The sequence below is a fragment of the Allobosea sp. GW821-FHT12C12 genome (genome assembly GCF_058807355.1).
This window is the reverse complement of record NZ_JBXAQP010000002.1, coordinates 142,023-157,171: the sequence shown is the minus strand read 5'-3', so window position 1 is coordinate 157,171 and position 15,149 is coordinate 142,023. Positions and strand designations below refer to the sequence as shown.

The following is a 15,149-nucleotide window of genomic DNA, read 5'->3' as shown; positions in this document are numbered from 1 at the left end:
ATGTCCGTGTCCGTTCCGAAACCAGAGCCTTTCGCCAAATCAGGCGCCTTCGACCAGGGCGTCATCCTGACCGCCCTGAAGCGCGCCCTGACCAAGCTCGACCCGCGCGCGCTCGCCGGCAATCCGGTCATCCTCGCGACCGAGGTGGTCGCGGCGCTCGCCACGGTCTCCGCCATCGTCGCGATCGCGTCGGGCCAGCCGGCCCTGTTCCCGGTCCAGATCGCGATCTGGCTCTGGCTGACCGTGCTCTTCGCCAATTTCGCCGAGGCCATCGCCGAGGGGCGCGGCAAGGCGGCGGCCGATTCGCTGCGCGCCACCCGCGTGACCACCAAGGCCAGGCTGATCATCGACGCCTCGCGCAATGCGATGATCCCGACGCCGGCGCACGAACTCGGCGTCGGCGACATCGTGCTGGTCGAGGCCGGCGACGTCATCCCCGCCGACGGCGAGATCATCGAGGGCGTCGCCTCGGTCAACGAGGCCGCGATCACCGGCGAGTCCGCGCCCGTCATCCGCGAGAGCGGCGGCGATCGCTCGGCCGTCACCGGCGGCACCACCGTCGTCTCCGACTGGATCAAGGTGAAGGTCACCTCGCAGCCGGGTTCGTCCTTTCTCGACCGCATGATCGCGATGGTGGAAGGGGCGGACCGCCGCAAGACGCCGAACGAGCTCGCGCTCGCCGTGCTGCTGGCCGGGCTGACGCTGATCTTCCTGATCGCGGTCGTGACGCTGACCGGCCTTGGCGCGTTCTCGGGCGTCACGCTCGACCCGATGGTGCTCGGCGCGCTGTTCGTAACGCTGATCCCGACCACGATCGGCGGCCTGCTCAGCGCCGTCGGCATCGCCGGCATGGACCGTCTGCTCAAGGTCAACGTGCTCGCGACCTCGGGCCGCGCGGTGGAAGCCGCCGGCGACGTCGATACGCTGCTGCTCGACAAGACCGGCACGATCACCTTCGGCAACCGCATGGCGGTCGAGGTCGTCCCGGCTCCGGGCGTGCGGCCGGATGCGGCCTTGCGCGCCGCGCTGATGGCTTCGCTCGCCGACGAGACGCCGGAAGGCCGCTCGATCGTCGAGCTCGCGCGCAACCAGGGCGTCACGGCGCAGGCCCCGGCCGGCGCGACGCCGATCCCCTTCACCGCGACGACGCGGCAGTCGGGCCTCGACGCCGAGGGCAGGAGCTGGCGCAAGGGCGCGGTCGAGGCCGTGCTGAAGACGCTCGATCTCTCGGAGTCGCAGGTGCCGGCCGGGATGCGGCAGGCCGTCGACAAGGTCGCGCGCTCGGGCGGCACGCCGCTCGCCGTCAGCGAGAACGGCGCTCTGGTCGGCATCATCCACCTCAAGGACGTGGTCAAGCCGGGCGTCAAGGCGCGTTTCGCGGATCTGCGACGCATGGGCGTGCGCACCGTGATGATCACAGGCGACAATCCGGTGACGGCCGCCGCGATCGCGTCGGAAGCCGGCGTCGACGATTTCCTCGCCGAGGCGACGCCCGAGGACAAGCTGCGCATCATCCGCGCCGAGCAGGGCAAGGGCCGGCTGGTCGCGATGTGCGGCGACGGCGCCAACGACGCCCCTGCCCTCGCGCAGGCCGATGTCGGCGTCGCCATGCAGACCGGAGCGCAGGCCGCGCGCGAGGCCGGCAACATGGTCGACCTCGATTCCGACCCGACCAAGGTCCTGGAGATCGTCGAGGTCGGCAAACAGCTCCTGATCACGCGCGGGGCGCTGACGACCTTCTCGATCGCCAACGACGTGGCGAAATACTTCGCCATCATTCCAGCCCTGTTCGTCGGTTCGCTGCCGGAGCTCGGCGGTCTGAACGTGATGGCGCTCGGCAGCCCGCAAAGCGCGATCCTCTCGGCCGTGATCTTCAACGCGCTGGTCATCGTCGCGCTGATCCCGCTGGCGCTGCGCGGCGTGCGCTATCGCGCCATCGGCGCGGCCAGGCTGCTCTCGCGCAACCTCGCCATCTACGGCGTCGGCGGGCTGATCGCGCCCTTCGCCGGCATCAAGCTGATCGACGTGATCGTCGTCGCGCTGAAGCTCGCCTGACTCTCTCCTCGATGACGGCAAACCACACCGCCACATAGGCCCAGAACCATGACCCTCGCCTCAAACCTCCGCCCCGCCCTCGTCTCGATGGCGCTGTTCACCCTCCTGCTCGGCGTCGCCTATCCGCTCGGCGTCACGGCCGTGTCGCAGGCGCTGTTTCCGGCCGAGGCCGGCGGCTCGCTGATCCGCAACGGCGCGGGCGAGGTCGTCGGCTCCGCCCTGATCGGACAGAGCTTCACCGGCGAGGCCTATCTGCGCTCGCGGCCCTCGGCCGCCGGCAAGGACGGCTACGACGCCTCCTCGTCCTCCGGCTCCAATCTCGGGCCCCTGAACGAGGATCTCGCCAGCCGCATCAAGACGGATGCGGAGGCCAGCCGCGCCGCCGACGGCAATGCGCCGATCCCGGTCGACGTCGTGCAGGCCTCGGCCTCGGGGCTCGACCCGCATATCTCGCCGGAGAACGCGGCACGGCAGGTCGAGCGCGTCGCCAGGGCGCGCGGCGTCCAGCCGGCGCAGGTGGCCGGGATCTTGGCGCAGAACACGGAAGGCTATCTCCTCGGCTTCATCGGCCGGCCGCGCGTCAACGTGCTGACCGCCAACCTCGCCCTCGACGCGCGCTACCCGAAGGCCCAAGCTGAGCCCTGATGACCGTGAGACACTCGACCCGCGCTCGCCGATGCGCCGCCCTGTTCCCCTCCTTCCGCTCGCGGCGGGGAAGGGTCAGGGATGGAGGGGCGTGCAGGACGAGCCCATTCGCCGGTCGCGGGGCGACGGCCTGGACTCTCCTCCCCGCCCCGGCCCTCCCCGCCGCAAGCGGGGGGAGGGAGACGTGAACGCCGACGAGACCCGATTCCGGGAGCAGGGTCGCCCCGATCCCGACGCGCTTCTGGCGCAGGCCGGCCGCGGAAAACGCGGCCGGCTCAAGATCTTTCTCGGCATGGCGCCGGGCGTCGGCAAGACCTACGAGATGCTGACGCAAGGCCGGCGCGCGCAGGAAGAGCATGGCGAGGTGCTGGTCGGGCTCGTCGAGACCCATGGCCGGCGCGAGACCGAGGCCCTGCTCGACGGGCTGGAGGTGATGGCGCGCCGGCCGATCGAGCATAACGGCCGCATGCTGATGGAGTTCGACCTCGATGCGGCGCTGGCCTGCAAGCCGCGCCTGCTGCTGGTCGACGAATACGCCCACTCCAACGCCCATGGCAGCCGCCATCCCAAGCGCTGGCAGGACATCGACGAGTTGCTGGCGGCCGGGATCGACGTCTGGACGACGCTCAACGTCCAGCATCTGGAGAGCCTCGTCGACGTGATCTGGAGGATCACCGGCGTGCGCCAGCGCGAGACGGTGCCCGACAGCGTGCTCAGCCGCGCCGACGAGATCGAACTGATCGACATCACCCCGACCGAACTGCGCCAGCGCATGGCCGAGGGCAAGGTCTATCTGCCCGAGACGGCGCGGCTCGCGGCCGACAACTTCTTCAAGCCCGAGAACCTGACGGCGCTGCGCGAGCTCGCGCTGCGCCGCGCCGCGCAGACCGTCGACGACCAGCTCAGCCAGGCGATGAAGCGCGCCGGGGTCGAGGGACCATGGGCGGCGGGCGAGCGCATCCTGGTGCTGATCGGACCCGACGCGATGGCGCGGTCGCTGGTGCGGGCCGGGCGCAGGCTGTCGGACATGATGATGGATGCGCCCTGGCTGGTCGCGCATGTCGAGCGGCCGAACCGGGCCGAAGGCGACGTCAAACGCGGGCAGAGGCTGGCCGAGGCGCTGAAGCTCGCCGAGCAGCTCGGCGCGGTTAACGTCGTGCTGACCGGCGACGATCTCGTCTCCAGCGTGCTGGATTATGCGCGGCGCAACAACGTCACCCAGATCGTCGTCGGCAAGTCACATCGCAGGGGCTGGCGCGCCTGGTTCCACAAATCGCTCGCTCCCGCGCTGCTGAAGGCCCAGAACGGCGCGGCGCTGCACGTCATCACCGATGTCGCCGCCGGCCCCGCCGAACCGTCGGCCGCCGCGCCGAGCCGGGTCTTCGCCTGGCGCGGCCATCTCGGGGCGGCGGCGATGGTCGCGATCGCGGTGGGCTTGGCCGCCCTGGTCGACCGGCAGACCGAGAACGTCAACCTCGCCATGCTGTTCCTGGTCGGCGTGCTCGGCGCGGGCGTCGCCTTCGGCCTCTGGCCGGCGCTGTCGGCGGCTGCGCTCGCCGCCTTCGCCTACAACTTCTTCTTCCTCGAGCCGCGCCTGACCTTCTGGATCGGCCACCCGGCCGATGTGCTGACCTTCCTCGTCTTCTTCGTCGCGGCGGTCGCGACCGGCGGCCTGACCGGCCGCATCCGCGACCAGGCGCGCGCCACGGCGAGGCGCGCCTCGGCGATCACGGCGCTGCTGGCGGCGAGCCGCCGGCTGTCGGCCGCCGCGCGCAAGGAGGACGCGGCGAACGTGCTGGCCGAGCAGCTCTCGGCCGCCACCTCGGGCAAGATCATCGTGCTGCTGCCGCAGGGCGACGAGATCGCGCCCGCCGCCGGCGCGCCCGTGTTGGAGGTTCTCACGACCGCGGACATGACGGCCGCGCGCTGGGCCTGGACGCGCGGCGAGCCGGCGGGCGCCGGCACCGGCACGCTGCCGAACGTCGCCTGGACCTTCCGGCCGCTGCAGGGCGTGCGGGTGCGCTCGGGCGTCGTCGGCTTCGAGCCCAAGGCGCTGCAGGGCGCGGAGGACGAGCGCTTCGCCATGGCGCTGCTCGACCAGGGGGCGATCGCGCTGGAACGGGCCGAACTCGCGCAGGCGGCGATCGACGCCGAGGCGCTGCAGCGCAGCGACCGCCTGCGTTCGGCGCTGCTGAACTCGGTCAGCCACGATCTGCGCACGCCGCTCGCCACCGTGCTCGGCTCGGTGACGACGCTGATCGACTTTGGCAAGAGCGTCGAGCCCGCCGTCGCCGACGATCTGCTGCTTTCGATCCGCGAGGAGGCCGAGCGCCTGAATCGCTATGTCGGCGACCTGCTCGACATGACGCGGCTGGAGGGCGGCGCGCTGGTGACGCGGCGCGACTGGACCGATGTCCGCGACGTCATCGCCGCCGCGATCGCCCGCGTCTCGCGCCGGCAGGGCAAGCGCCGCATTTTGCGCGATTTTCCGGCCTCGCTGTCGAGCGTGCGCGCCGACCCGACCCTGCTCGAACAGGCGCTGGTCAACATCCTGGAGAACGCCATCGCCTATGGCGAGGACGGTTCGACGATCGAGACGGCGGCCTATGAGGACCGCGGCAATGTCGTGATCTCGATCGAGGACGAGGGGCGCGGCATTCCGACGGCCGAGCTCGAGCGCGTCTTCGAGAAGTTCCGCCGCATGGAAGAGGCGACCGATCGCGGCGGCGAGCGCGGCAAGGGCGCAGGCCTCGGGCTTGCCATCGCCAAGGGTTTCGTCGAGGCCATGGGCGGGCGCATCGCCGCCGCAAGTCCGATCAGGCCAGACGGCGCCGGCGGCACCCGCATCCTGATCAGCCTGCGCAAGGAAGGCGTCGCGCCGGAGAACGAACCGGAGAGCCCGAAGTGACCGCGTTCCGCCCGCGAATCCTCGTCATCGACGACGAGCCGCAGATCCACCGCTTCCTCGGCCCGGCGCTTGACGCGGCCGGCTACGAGCATGTCCGCGCCGACGACGCCGCCGGCGGCCTGCGCGAGATCGCGCGCAAGCCGCCCGACGCCGTTGTGCTCGATCTCGGCCTGCCCGACATGGACGGCAAGGAGGCGCTGGCCAGGGCGCGCGCCTTCTATGACGGGCCGGTGATCATCCTTTCCGCCCGCGACCGCGAGACCGAGAAGATCGACGCGCTCGACGCCGGCGCCGACGACTATGTCGAGAAGCCCTTCGGCGTCGGCGAGTTGCTGGCGCGGCTGCGCGTCGCGCTGCGCCACAAGATCGAGCGTCACGGCGCCGAGGCCGTGATCCGCTCGGGCAATGTCGAGATCGACCTCGTCAACCGCCGCGTCAGCCGCGACGGCGTCCATGTCAGGCTGTCGCCGAAGGAATACGATCTGCTCGCCTCGCTCGCCGGCGGCAACGGGCGGGTGCTGACCCACCGCCAGATCCTGACCGCCGTCTGGGGTCCGGCGCATGAGCACGACGTGCAGTATCTGCGCGTCTTCGTCGGGCAACTGCGGCAGAAGCTCGAGGACGACCCGGCGTCGCCGAAGCTGATCGAGACCGAGCCGGGGGTGGGTTACCGGCTGGGCGGGCCGGCGTGACCGGCCGCAGCGCCTGCAAGGCACAATCTGCTCCGGCGGCGTCCGCCGGCCACATCGGCGAGGACAAATCTCCTCTTTCGAGTCGGAAATACAGAAAATCCCGCTACCTGCTGTGAATTGAACCGACCCGCCCGCTGGCTTATTTGAAACTTTCGACAGAACGAACGGGATCGGCAGCGCGTGGCATTTCTCAACGTCATCGACCGCAACGGACATCCGCACCGGCTGGAAGCCGTCGAAGGCTGGCGGGTGATGGAGCTGCTGCGCGACTACAAGGTCGGAATCGAGGGCGTCTGCGGCGGCTCCTGCGATTGCGCCACCTGCCATGTCGTGGTGGCGCCGGACTGGGCCGACCGCCTGCCCGAGCCGCGCGATGACGAGCTCGATGCGCTCGACACGCTGCCGCTGATCGAGCCGACCTCGCGCCTGTCCTGCCAGATCATCTGGTCGGACGAGCTCGACGGCCTGACGCTGACGTTGGCGGAGGCTGCGTGATGGCCGCCGCTCCCAAGCGCCCGCCCTTGCCGGCGATCCTGCTCGCCAACGACCTGCTCGACGGCGATGTCGTCTTCGCCCGCGCGGATGCGCGAGGTGCGATCGTCTGGACGCGCGATCCGGCGCTGGCGCTGGTCGCCGCCGCCGACGAGGCGGCAACGGGCCTGGAGGCCTTCGCGGCGGCCGAACTCGCCGGCAACCGCGTCGTCGACGCCTATCTCGTCGATGTCGAGATCCTGTCCGGCAAGCCCGTGCCGCGCCATTTCCGCGAGCGCTTCAAGACGCTCGGCCCCAGCAACCGCCCCGATCTCGGCAAGCAGGCCGGCGACGGGATCGCGAATCGGGGACAGGCCTGATGTATCGCTACGACGAATTCGACGAGCGCCTCGTGCGCGAACGGGTCGGCCAGTTCCGCGACCAGGTCGCGCGCCGGCTCGACGGCTCGCTGACCGAGGACGAGTTCAAGCCGCTCAGGCTCAAGAACGGCGTCTATCTGCAGCTCCATGCCTACATGCTGCGGATCGCGATCCCTTACGGCACGCTGTCCTCGACGCAGCTGCGCCAGCTCGCGCTGATCGGCGAGCGCTACGACCGCGGCTACGGCCATTTCACCACGCGGCAGAACCTGCAGTTCAACTGGCCGAAGCTGCGCGACATCCCCGCCATCCTCGACCTGCTCGCCGATGTCGAGATGCACGCCATCCAGACATCCGGAAACTGCATCCGCAACGTCACGGCCGACCATTTCGCCGGCGTCGCGCAGGACGAGATCGAGGATCCGCGCCCGACCGCCGAACTGATCAGGCAATGGTCGTCGCTCCATCCCGAATTCAGCTATCTGCCGCGCAAGTTCAAGATCGCGGTGACCGGGGCCGAGCACGACCGCGCCGTGATCAGGGCGCACGATATCGGCCTGCGCCTGCGCCGCCACCCGGATACGGGCGCTGTCGGCTACGAGGTCAGCGTCGGCGGCGGGCTGGGACGGACGCCGATGATCGGCAAGGTCGTGCGCGACCATCTGCCCAGGGCCGACCTGCTCGCCTATCTGGAAGCGATCATGCGGGTCTATAATCTGGAAGGCCGGCGCGACAACAAGTACAAGGCCAGGGTCAAGATCCTTGTCCACGAGATCGGCGCGGAGGAATTCACCCGCCGCGTCGAGGAGGAGTTCGCGCGGCTCGACGGCCCCTCGGTCAACGCCGACCCGGCCGAGGTCGCGCGCATCGCCGCCTATTTCGCCCCGCCGGCCTACGAGGCGCTGCCCGAGACCAGCCGCGCGCTCGAGGCGATGAAGGCCGCGAACCCGGTCTTCGCGCGCTGGGTCGAGGTCAACACCACGCCGCACAAGGCGCCGGGCTACACCGCGCTGACGATCTCGCTGAAGCCGATCGGCCAGGCGCCGGGCGACGCGACCTCCGACCAGATGCGGCTCGTCGCCGATCTGGCGGACGAATTCTCGCACTCCGAGATCCGCGTCACCCATGCGCAGAACCTCGTCCTGCCCTATGTCCGCCGGCGCGACCTGATCGCGATCTGGCAGCGGCTCGGCGAGGCCGGCCTCGCGAGCGCCAATGTCGGCCTGATCACCGACATCATCGCCTGCCCCGGCCTCGACTACTGCGCGCTGGCGACGGCGCGCTCGATCCCGATCGCGCGGGCGATCCAGAGCCGCTTCGCCGAGGCCGGGCGCGAGGCCGAGATCGGCACGCTCAACATCAAGATCTCGGGCTGCATCAACGCCTGCGGCCACCACCATGTCGGCCATATCGGCATTCTGGGGCTGGAGAAGCGCGGCATCGAATCCTACCAGATCACGCTCGGCGGCGACGCCACCGAGAACGCCGCGATCGGCGAGATCCTCGGGCCGGGCCTCGCGGCCGGGGATGTGCCGGACGCGATCGAGCGCATCGTCGGCGTCTACCTCGCCGAGCGGGTCGAGGGCGAGAGCTTCATCGACAATGTCCGCCGCATCGGACTCAGCCCTTTCAAATCCGCCTTCCAGGAGGCAGCCCATGCCGTTGCTTGACCGGAACGGGATCAAGATCGACGCCTGGACGCGCAGCGAGGGGCCGTCGATCGGCAACCTCTCGCAGGCGCTCGTGCCATGGGAAGCGCTCGTCGAGGCCCTGCCGCGGAAGACGCGCGACCAGCGCATCGGCGTGATCGTGCCCAACACGGTGCGGATCGCCGAGCTGAAACTCGTGCTGCGCCAGCTCTCGCTCGTGGCGATCTCCTTCCCGGCCTATTCGGACGGGCGCGGCTTCAGCCTCGCCAAGCATATCCGCAACCACGGCTTCACCGGGACCCTGCGCGCCGTCGGGCCGCTGATCGCCGACCAGTTCACTTACGCGCTGTCGTGCGGTTTCGACGAGATCGAGCTGCCCGAGGCGAATGCGGCGCGCCAGCCGGTCGAGCAATGGCTCAGGGCGCGCGACCTGATCAGCCATGGCTATCAGCGCGGCTATGGCGACAGCCGCAACATCCTGGACCAGCGCCGCGCGGCGCGCGGGGCCAGCCTCGCGGCGGCGTCCTGAGATGACAAACCTGGCGCCAGCCGACACGGACGCGCGCGCCCGGCAGGCCGCCTTGCGCGGCCTCGAGGAGGACAGCATGGACAGCGAGATCGCGACGATCCTGCCCGCCCGCCGGCATGAGCGCTGGTTCGATATTTGCTTTCGTCTTATCATCCTGGCATTGGCCGGATTCTGGCTGCTGACGCCCCCGGCGGGCGGGCAGTCCAAGGCCCTGGATGTGAAGGCGGCAAGCGCGAGCAGATGATAAGACGACCCGAGCCGACGACCGCGCGCCGCATCGAGCGGCTGGCGACACTGCCGCTCTTCCACAAGCTGGACGGGCGCAAGGTCGTTTTGGCCGGCGCGAGCGAGGGCGCGCTGTGGAAGGCCGAACTGCTGGCCGCGACCGGCGCGGAGCTGCACATTTTTGTTGCCGGCGAGCCGGAGCTCTTCGCGGGCCTCGCCGCCGATCCCCCGGCTGGCCGCGTCATCGTGCATGAGCGCCGCTGGCAGGCGGACGATCTGTCGGACGCCGCGCTGGCGATCGGCGACATCGAGCATCCCGACGAGGCGCGCAGCTTCGTCGCGGCGGCGCGGCAGGCCGGGGTCCCGGTCAATGTCGTCGACAAGCCGGAGTTCTGCGATTTCTCATTCGGCTCGCTGGTCAACCGTTCGCCTTTGATCGTGGCGATCTCGACCGATGGCGCGGCCCCCGTCTTCGGCCAGGCGCTCCGCGCCAAGATCGAGGCGCTGCTGCCGGCCGGGCTCAGGGCCTGGGCCCAGGCGGCCAAGGACTGGCGGCCGGCGGTGCAGGCGCGCGAATTGCCCTTCGCGCTGCGCCGGGCCTTCTGGGAGAAATTCACCAGCCGCGCCATGGCCGCGCCCGAGCAAGCGCCGGACGCATCCGACCGCGCCGCGCTGTTCGCCGAGCTCGGCCGGATCGAGGGCGCCCATGACGGCACGGGACGCGTCACCCTGGTCGGAGCGGGTCCCGGCGATCCCGAGCTGCTGACGCTGAAGGCGATCCGCGCGCTGCAGAGCGCCGACATCATCCTCTATGACGATCTGGTCTCGGCCGGCGTGCTCGAACTGGCGCGGCGCGAGGCCAAGCGCATGCTGGTCGGCAAGACCGGCTACGCGCCGTCCACAAAGCAGTCCGACATCAATGCGACGATGGTGGCGCTCGCCGCCCAGGGCAGGCATGTCGTCCGGCTGAAGGGCGGCGACCCCGGCATCTTCGGCCGCGCCGGCGAGGAGATCGAGGCCTGCGCGGCGGCGAGCATCCCCGTCACGATCGTGCCCGGCATCTCGGCGGCCCAAGGCGCGGCCGCATCGCTCGGGCTCTCGCTGACCCATCGCGACCATGCCCGCCGGCTGCAGTTCGTCACCGGCCACGCCCGCGACGGCCAGTTGCCCGGCGATCTCGACTGGCGCGCCATGGCTGATCCCCATGCGACCACGGTGATCTACATGCCGCGCGCGACGCTCGCCGGCTTCCGCGAGCGGGCGCTGGCGGCCGGGCTCGACCCGCGGACGCCGGCGATCGCGGTTCTGGGCGCGACGCGGCCGGACGAGGCGCGCATCGTCGCGACGATCGCGACCTTGCCGGAGCGGCTCTCGGAACTTCCGAGCAAGGGGCCGATTCTCGTCCTGGTCGGCCACGCTCTGGGCGCGGCGCCGGCGCGGACGCAGTCGGGACGGATTTCAGCCTGATTTGCGGCGGAGCATGCGCCACGCGGTAGAGGCGGAACCGCCGTCCGGGAGATGCGTTTTCTCTCGCGGGCTTGAAGTTTGGCAAAGGTCTGCTGCGGCAAGCCGTTGAGATATCGGCGACTATTCAGTACGTTTCGTTCGTTATTCAGAACATTCGGCGCGGTCTCGCAAGGGGCCGCGCCGTTGATCGCAACGGAGCCCTGACATGACGCGATCCCGCCTGATCCGCCTGGCCCGCGCCGGCCTTGTGCTCGGGGCTTTCACGCTCTGCTTCGGCGTCGTCGCAGGGGTTCGCGCGCAGACGACCGAACTGCTCAACGTCTCCTACGATCCCACGCGCGAACTCTACCGCGAGATCAATGCGGCCTTCGTCGCCGAGTGGAATGCAAAAAGCGGGCAGAAGCTCTCGATCCGCCAGTCGCATGGCGGCTCTGGCTCGCAGGCGCGGGCCGTGATCGACGGGCTCAACGCCGATGTGGTGACGCTGGCGCTGGCGGGCGACATCGACGCGATCGCGCAGCGCTCGAAGAAGTTGCCGGAGAACTGGCAGTCGAGGCTGCCCAACAACGCCTCGCCCTACACCTCGACGATCGTCTTCCTCGTCCGCAAAGGCAATCCGAAGGGCGTCAGGGACTGGGCCGATCTGGTGAAGCCCGGCGTAAAGGTGATCACGCCGAATCCGAAGACCTCGGGCGGAGCGCGCTGGAACTACCTCGCCGCATGGGCCTATGCCGAGAAGGCCTTCAACAAGGACGAGGCCAAGGTCCGCGACTATATCGGCAAGCTGCTCGCCAATGTACCTGTGCTCGACACCGCCGCGCGCGGCGCGACCACGACCTTCACCCAGCGCGGCATCGGCGACGCCTTCCTCGCCTGGGAGAACGAGGCCTTCCTGGCGCTGGCCGAGTTCGGCGCCGACAAGTTCGAGATCGTCGTGCCGTCGCTCTCGATCCTGGCCGAGCCGCCGGTCGCGGTCGTCGACGGCAATGTCGACGCCAGGGGCACGCGCGCCGCGGCCGAGGCCTATCTCCAGTTCCTCTATACGCCCAAGGCGCAGGCGATCATCGCCAAGAACTTCTACCGGCCGCGCAATCCCGAAGCCGCCGAGCCCAAGGACGTCGCGAACTTCCCGAAGGTCGACCTCGTCACCGTCGACACGGTCTTCGGCGGCTGGGCCAAGGCGCAGCCGACCCATTTCGGCGACGGCGGAACCTTCGACCAGCTCTATAAGCCGGCACGCTGAGGCATGGCCCGGGAGACGATCACACTGCGCTGGCGCGAGCCGAGCATCCTGCCCGGCTTCGGCATCGCGTTCGGGATCACGCTGACGGCCCTGTCGCTCGTGGTGCTGACCCCGCTCGCGGCGCTGTTCCTGAAGGCTGCGAGCGCGGGCCCGGCCGACATCTGGGCTGTCGCGACCTCGCCGCGGACGCTCGCCGCGCTAAGGCTGTCCTTCCTAGGGGCGCTGTTCGCGGCCGCGGTCAACGCCGTCTTCGGCCTGATCCTGGCCTGGGTGCTGGTGCGCTACCAGTTTCCCGGCCGGAGGCTGGTCGATGCCGCGGTCGACCTGCCCTTCGCGCTGCCGACGGCGGTGGCCGGCATTTCGCTGGCGGCGATCCATGCGCCGAACGGCTGGATCGGCGGCCTGCTCGCGCCGCTCGACATCAAGGTCGCCTATACGCCGCTCGGCGTGATGGTGGCGCTGATCTTCATCGGCCTGCCCTTCGTGGTGCGGACCGTGCAGCCGGTGCTGGAGGAGATGCAGGCCGATGTCGAGGAGGCGGCCGCGCTGCTCGGCGCGAGCCGGCGGCGCACGATCGTCCAGGTCATCCTGCCGCCGCTCTATCCGGCGCTGCTGACCGGCTTCGTGCTCGCCTTCGCGCGGGCCGTGGGCGAATACGGCTCGGTGATCTTCATCGCCGGCAACGTCCCGATGGTCTCCGAGATCGCGCCGCTGCTGATCGTGATCCGGCTGGAACAGTTCGACTATGCGGGCGCGGCCGTGGTCGCGACGCTGATGCTGCTGCTCGCCTTCGCGCTGATCCTCGCGGTCAATCTGATCCAGGCCGGGGCGCGGCGGAGGTTTGGCGATGTCTGACGCCGTCCTGCCCCTTCCGGCGACCCGCACGGCGCGCGCCAAAGCCCAGCGCGTGCGCGGCGAAAGCCTCGCCGTCCGCCTCCTGCTGATCGCGGTCTCGCTCGCCTTCCTCGCCCTCTTCGTGCTGCTGCCGCTGGTCTCGGTCTTCGTCGAGGCGGGCGCGCGCGGCTTTGCGGCCTACAAGGCCGCGATCACCGAGGCCGACGCGCTGGCCGCGATCCGGCTGACCCTGCTCGTCGCTTCCGTCGCCGTGCCGTTCAACATCGTCGTCGGCATCGCGGCCGCCTGGGCGATCGCCAAGTTCGAGTTCCGCGGCAAGAACTTCCTGATCAGCCTGATCGACCTTCCCTTCTCGGTCTCGCCGGTGATCTCGGGCCTCGTCTTCGTTCTGCTCTTCGGGGCGCAAGGCTATTTCGGCGCCTGGCTCAAGGCCAACGACATCGAGATCATCTTCGCGCTTCCCGGCCTCGTGCTGGCGACGGTGTTCGTCACCTTCCCCTTCGTCGCGCGCGAGCTGATCCCGCACATGCAGTCGCTCGGCTCGGCCGACGAGGAGGCGGCGCTGACGCTCGGCGCCTCGGGCTGGCGCGTCTTCTTCGCGATCACCCTGCCGAACGTGAAGTGGAGCCTGTTCTACGGCGTGCTGCTCTGCAACGCCCGCGCGATGGGCGAGTTCGGCGCGGTCGCGGTCGTCTCGGGCAAGATCCGGGGCCTGACCAACACCATGCCGCTGCATGTCGAGATCCTCTACAACGAATACATGGGCGCGGCCGCCTTCGCCGTCGCCTCGCTACTGGCCGGCCTCGCGCTCGTCACGCTCGCCCTGAAAACCCTGCTGGAATGGCGCTACGGCGACGCGATCGCCGCCAGCCGCCGCCATTGACCGGAGAGACGAACGCGATGTCGGTCGCCGTCACCATCGAATCGATCGAGAAGCGCTTCGAGGCCTTCCCGGCGCTGCGGGGGGTCTCGCTCGACATCCAGCCGGCCGAGCTCGTCGCGCTGCTCGGGCCCTCGGGATCGGGCAAGACGACGCTGCTGCGGCTGATCGCCGGGCTCGACCAGGCCGATCGCGGCCGGGTGATGTTCGGCGAGACCGACATGCGCGAGCTTTCGCTGCGCGACCGGCGCATCGGCTTCGTCTTCCAGCACTACGCGCTGTTCAAGACGATGACCGTGGCGGAGAACGTCGCCTTCGGGCTGAAGTCGCGGCCGCGCAACCAGCGTCCCGATGCGGCCGAAATCAGGAAGCGCGTCGGCGACCTGCTCGACCTCGTGCAACTGCCCGGCCTGGAGAAGCGCTATCCGAGCCAGCTCTCCGGCGGCCAGCGCCAGCGCGTCGCTCTGGCGCGGGCGCTCGCGATCGAACCGCGCGTGCTCCTGCTCGACGAGCCGTTCGGCGCGCTCGACGCCAAGGTTCGCAAGGATCTGCGCGCCTGGCTGCGGGACCTGCACCGGCGGACCGGCCACACCACCGTTTTCGTCACGCACGACCAGGAGGAGGCGCTCGAACTCGCCGACCGGGTCGCGATCCTGAACGACGGCCGGCTCGAGCAGGTCGGCACGCCCGACGACGTCTACGACCACCCGGCCTCGCCCTTCGTCTGCGAATTCCTCGGCGAGGCCAACAGGCTGCCGGTCAAGGTCGTCGGCAGCCAGGCCTTTCTCGGCGACCGGCCGGTGCTGGGGGGCTTGTCGCAGAACCATGGCGGGCAGGCCTCGCTCTATGTCCGGCCGCAGCACCTGCGCATCGTCGACGACGCGCCGCTGTCGCTGCCCGGCGTGGTCGAACATCTGCGCCGCAACGGTCCGCTGCGCCGGGCCGAGGTCGCGGTGCAGGGTCTGGCGAAGCGGCTCGACGTCGATCTCGCGAGCCAGGTCGCGCCGGCGATCGGCGAGCGGATCCGCTTGCGCATCACGCATGGCAGCCTGTTCGCGGCCGCCTGAGAGCACTCGCCTTCCGCTCGTCAGGCGATGCGCGGGCATGTCACGATCGAAAAAGTGGGGTCCCCTTTTCCGGAACATGCTCT

The 15,149-nt window shown here is 69.9% G+C and carries 14 protein-coding genes; all 14 read left to right on the top strand.

The genetic code is table 11. The features are described from left to right. The 14 genes from kdpB to AC1RRW_RS03570 all read left to right on the top strand — a co-directional run bounded on the left by kdpB (position 1) and on the right by AC1RRW_RS03570 (position 15,066). Entirely contained in the window at positions 1-2,055 is a 2,055-nt protein-coding gene (gene kdpB / locus AC1RRW_RS03635; RefSeq protein ID WP_492899171.1) for a potassium-transporting ATPase subunit KdpB, read from the top strand. A 48-nt stretch (positions 2,056-2,103) separates the two neighbouring features. Continuing rightward, on the top strand, positions 2,104-2,700 hold the full coding sequence (gene kdpC, locus AC1RRW_RS03630; RefSeq protein WP_492899170.1) for a potassium-transporting ATPase subunit KdpC: 597 nt from the start codon (positions 2,104-2,106) through the stop codon (positions 2,698-2,700). A gap of 184 nt (positions 2,701-2,884) precedes the next feature. Further along, a complete protein-coding gene (locus AC1RRW_RS03625) occupies positions 2,885-5,608 on the top strand; it encodes a DUF4118 domain-containing protein (RefSeq protein WP_492899169.1) in 2,724 nt (907 codons plus the stop codon). Then, positions 5,605-6,300 carry a response regulator gene (locus tag AC1RRW_RS03620; protein ID WP_492899168.1) on the top strand — a complete coding sequence of 232 codons (696 nt, stop codon included), beginning with the start codon at positions 5,605-5,607 and terminating at the stop codon, positions 6,298-6,300. The genes AC1RRW_RS03625 and AC1RRW_RS03620 overlap by 4 nt, the downstream gene beginning before the upstream one ends. A gap of 180 nt (positions 6,301-6,480) precedes the next feature. Next, complete coding sequence (locus tag AC1RRW_RS03615) at positions 6,481-6,795, top strand: 2Fe-2S iron-sulfur cluster-binding protein (RefSeq protein WP_492899167.1); 315 nt, start codon at positions 6,481-6,483, stop codon at positions 6,793-6,795. Further along, positions 6,795-7,151, top strand: coding sequence for a DUF2849 domain-containing protein (locus tag AC1RRW_RS03610; protein ID WP_492899166.1), 357 nt, complete (start codon positions 6,795-6,797; stop codon positions 7,149-7,151). Before AC1RRW_RS03615 ends, AC1RRW_RS03610 begins: the two co-directional genes overlap by 1 nt. Next, the gene (locus AC1RRW_RS03605) at positions 7,151-8,821 is read left to right on the top strand and encodes a nitrite/sulfite reductase (protein WP_492899165.1); all 1,671 of its coding nucleotides are present in this window, start codon (positions 7,151-7,153) and stop codon (positions 8,819-8,821) included. The genes AC1RRW_RS03610 and AC1RRW_RS03605 overlap by 1 nt, the downstream gene beginning before the upstream one ends. After that, positions 8,808-9,329, top strand: a complete 522-nt coding sequence (locus AC1RRW_RS03600) for a DUF934 domain-containing protein (protein WP_492899164.1) — start codon at positions 8,808-8,810, stop codon at positions 9,327-9,329. Before AC1RRW_RS03605 ends, AC1RRW_RS03600 begins: the two co-directional genes overlap by 14 nt. A 1-nt stretch (position 9,330) precedes the next feature. Further along, positions 9,331-9,573, top strand: coding sequence for a hypothetical protein (locus AC1RRW_RS03595; protein ID WP_492899163.1), 243 nt, complete (start codon positions 9,331-9,333; stop codon positions 9,571-9,573). After that, a complete protein-coding gene (cysG, locus tag AC1RRW_RS03590) occupies positions 9,570-11,021 on the top strand; it encodes a siroheme synthase CysG (RefSeq protein WP_492899162.1) in 1,452 nt (483 codons plus the stop codon). Before AC1RRW_RS03595 ends, cysG begins: the two co-directional genes overlap by 4 nt. A 205-nt stretch (positions 11,022-11,226) precedes the next feature. Beyond that, positions 11,227-12,264 carry a sulfate ABC transporter substrate-binding protein gene (locus AC1RRW_RS03585; RefSeq protein ID WP_492899161.1) on the top strand — a complete coding sequence of 346 codons (1,038 nt, stop codon included), beginning with the start codon at positions 11,227-11,229 and terminating at the stop codon, positions 12,262-12,264. A gap of 3 nt (positions 12,265-12,267) precedes the next feature. After that, entirely contained in the window at positions 12,268-13,119 is an 852-nt protein-coding gene (cysT, locus tag AC1RRW_RS03580) for a sulfate ABC transporter permease subunit CysT (protein WP_492899160.1), read from the top strand. Continuing rightward, complete coding sequence (cysW, locus tag AC1RRW_RS03575) at positions 13,112-14,002, top strand: sulfate ABC transporter permease subunit CysW (RefSeq protein ID WP_492899159.1); 891 nt, start codon at positions 13,112-13,114, stop codon at positions 14,000-14,002. Before cysT ends, cysW begins: the two co-directional genes overlap by 8 nt. Positions 14,003-14,019: 17 nt before the next feature. Next, on the top strand, positions 14,020-15,066 hold the full coding sequence (locus tag AC1RRW_RS03570) for a sulfate/molybdate ABC transporter ATP-binding protein (protein ID WP_492899158.1): 1,047 nt from the start codon (positions 14,020-14,022) through the stop codon (positions 15,064-15,066). Positions 15,067-15,149 lie beyond the last annotated feature (83 nt).

What these genes read in the sequence shown, in the direction of transcription:
- cysG (WP_492899162.1), top strand. Translation starts at nt 9,570, where the DNA reads ATGATAAGACGACCCGAGCCGACGACCGCGCGCCGCATCGAGCGGCTG.
- kdpB (WP_492899171.1), top strand. Translation starts at nt 1, where the DNA reads ATGTCCGTGTCCGTTCCGAAACCAGAGCCTTTCGCCAAATCAGGCGCC.
- AC1RRW_RS03585 (WP_492899161.1), top strand. Translation starts at nt 11,227, where the DNA reads ATGACGCGATCCCGCCTGATCCGCCTGGCCCGCGCCGGCCTTGTGCTC.
- AC1RRW_RS03595 (WP_492899163.1), top strand. Translation starts at nt 9,331, where the DNA reads ATGACAAACCTGGCGCCAGCCGACACGGACGCGCGCGCCCGGCAGGCC.
- AC1RRW_RS03610 (WP_492899166.1), top strand. Translation starts at nt 6,795, where the DNA reads ATGGCCGCCGCTCCCAAGCGCCCGCCCTTGCCGGCGATCCTGCTCGCC.
- cysW (WP_492899159.1), top strand. Translation starts at nt 13,112, where the DNA reads ATGTCTGACGCCGTCCTGCCCCTTCCGGCGACCCGCACGGCGCGCGCC.
- AC1RRW_RS03600 (WP_492899164.1), top strand. Translation starts at nt 8,808, where the DNA reads ATGCCGTTGCTTGACCGGAACGGGATCAAGATCGACGCCTGGACGCGC.
- AC1RRW_RS03570 (WP_492899158.1), top strand. Translation starts at nt 14,020, where the DNA reads ATGTCGGTCGCCGTCACCATCGAATCGATCGAGAAGCGCTTCGAGGCC.
- cysT (WP_492899160.1), top strand. Translation starts at nt 12,268, where the DNA reads ATGGCCCGGGAGACGATCACACTGCGCTGGCGCGAGCCGAGCATCCTG.
- AC1RRW_RS03605 (WP_492899165.1), top strand. Translation starts at nt 7,151, where the DNA reads ATGTATCGCTACGACGAATTCGACGAGCGCCTCGTGCGCGAACGGGTC.
- kdpC (WP_492899170.1), top strand. Translation starts at nt 2,104, where the DNA reads ATGACCCTCGCCTCAAACCTCCGCCCCGCCCTCGTCTCGATGGCGCTG.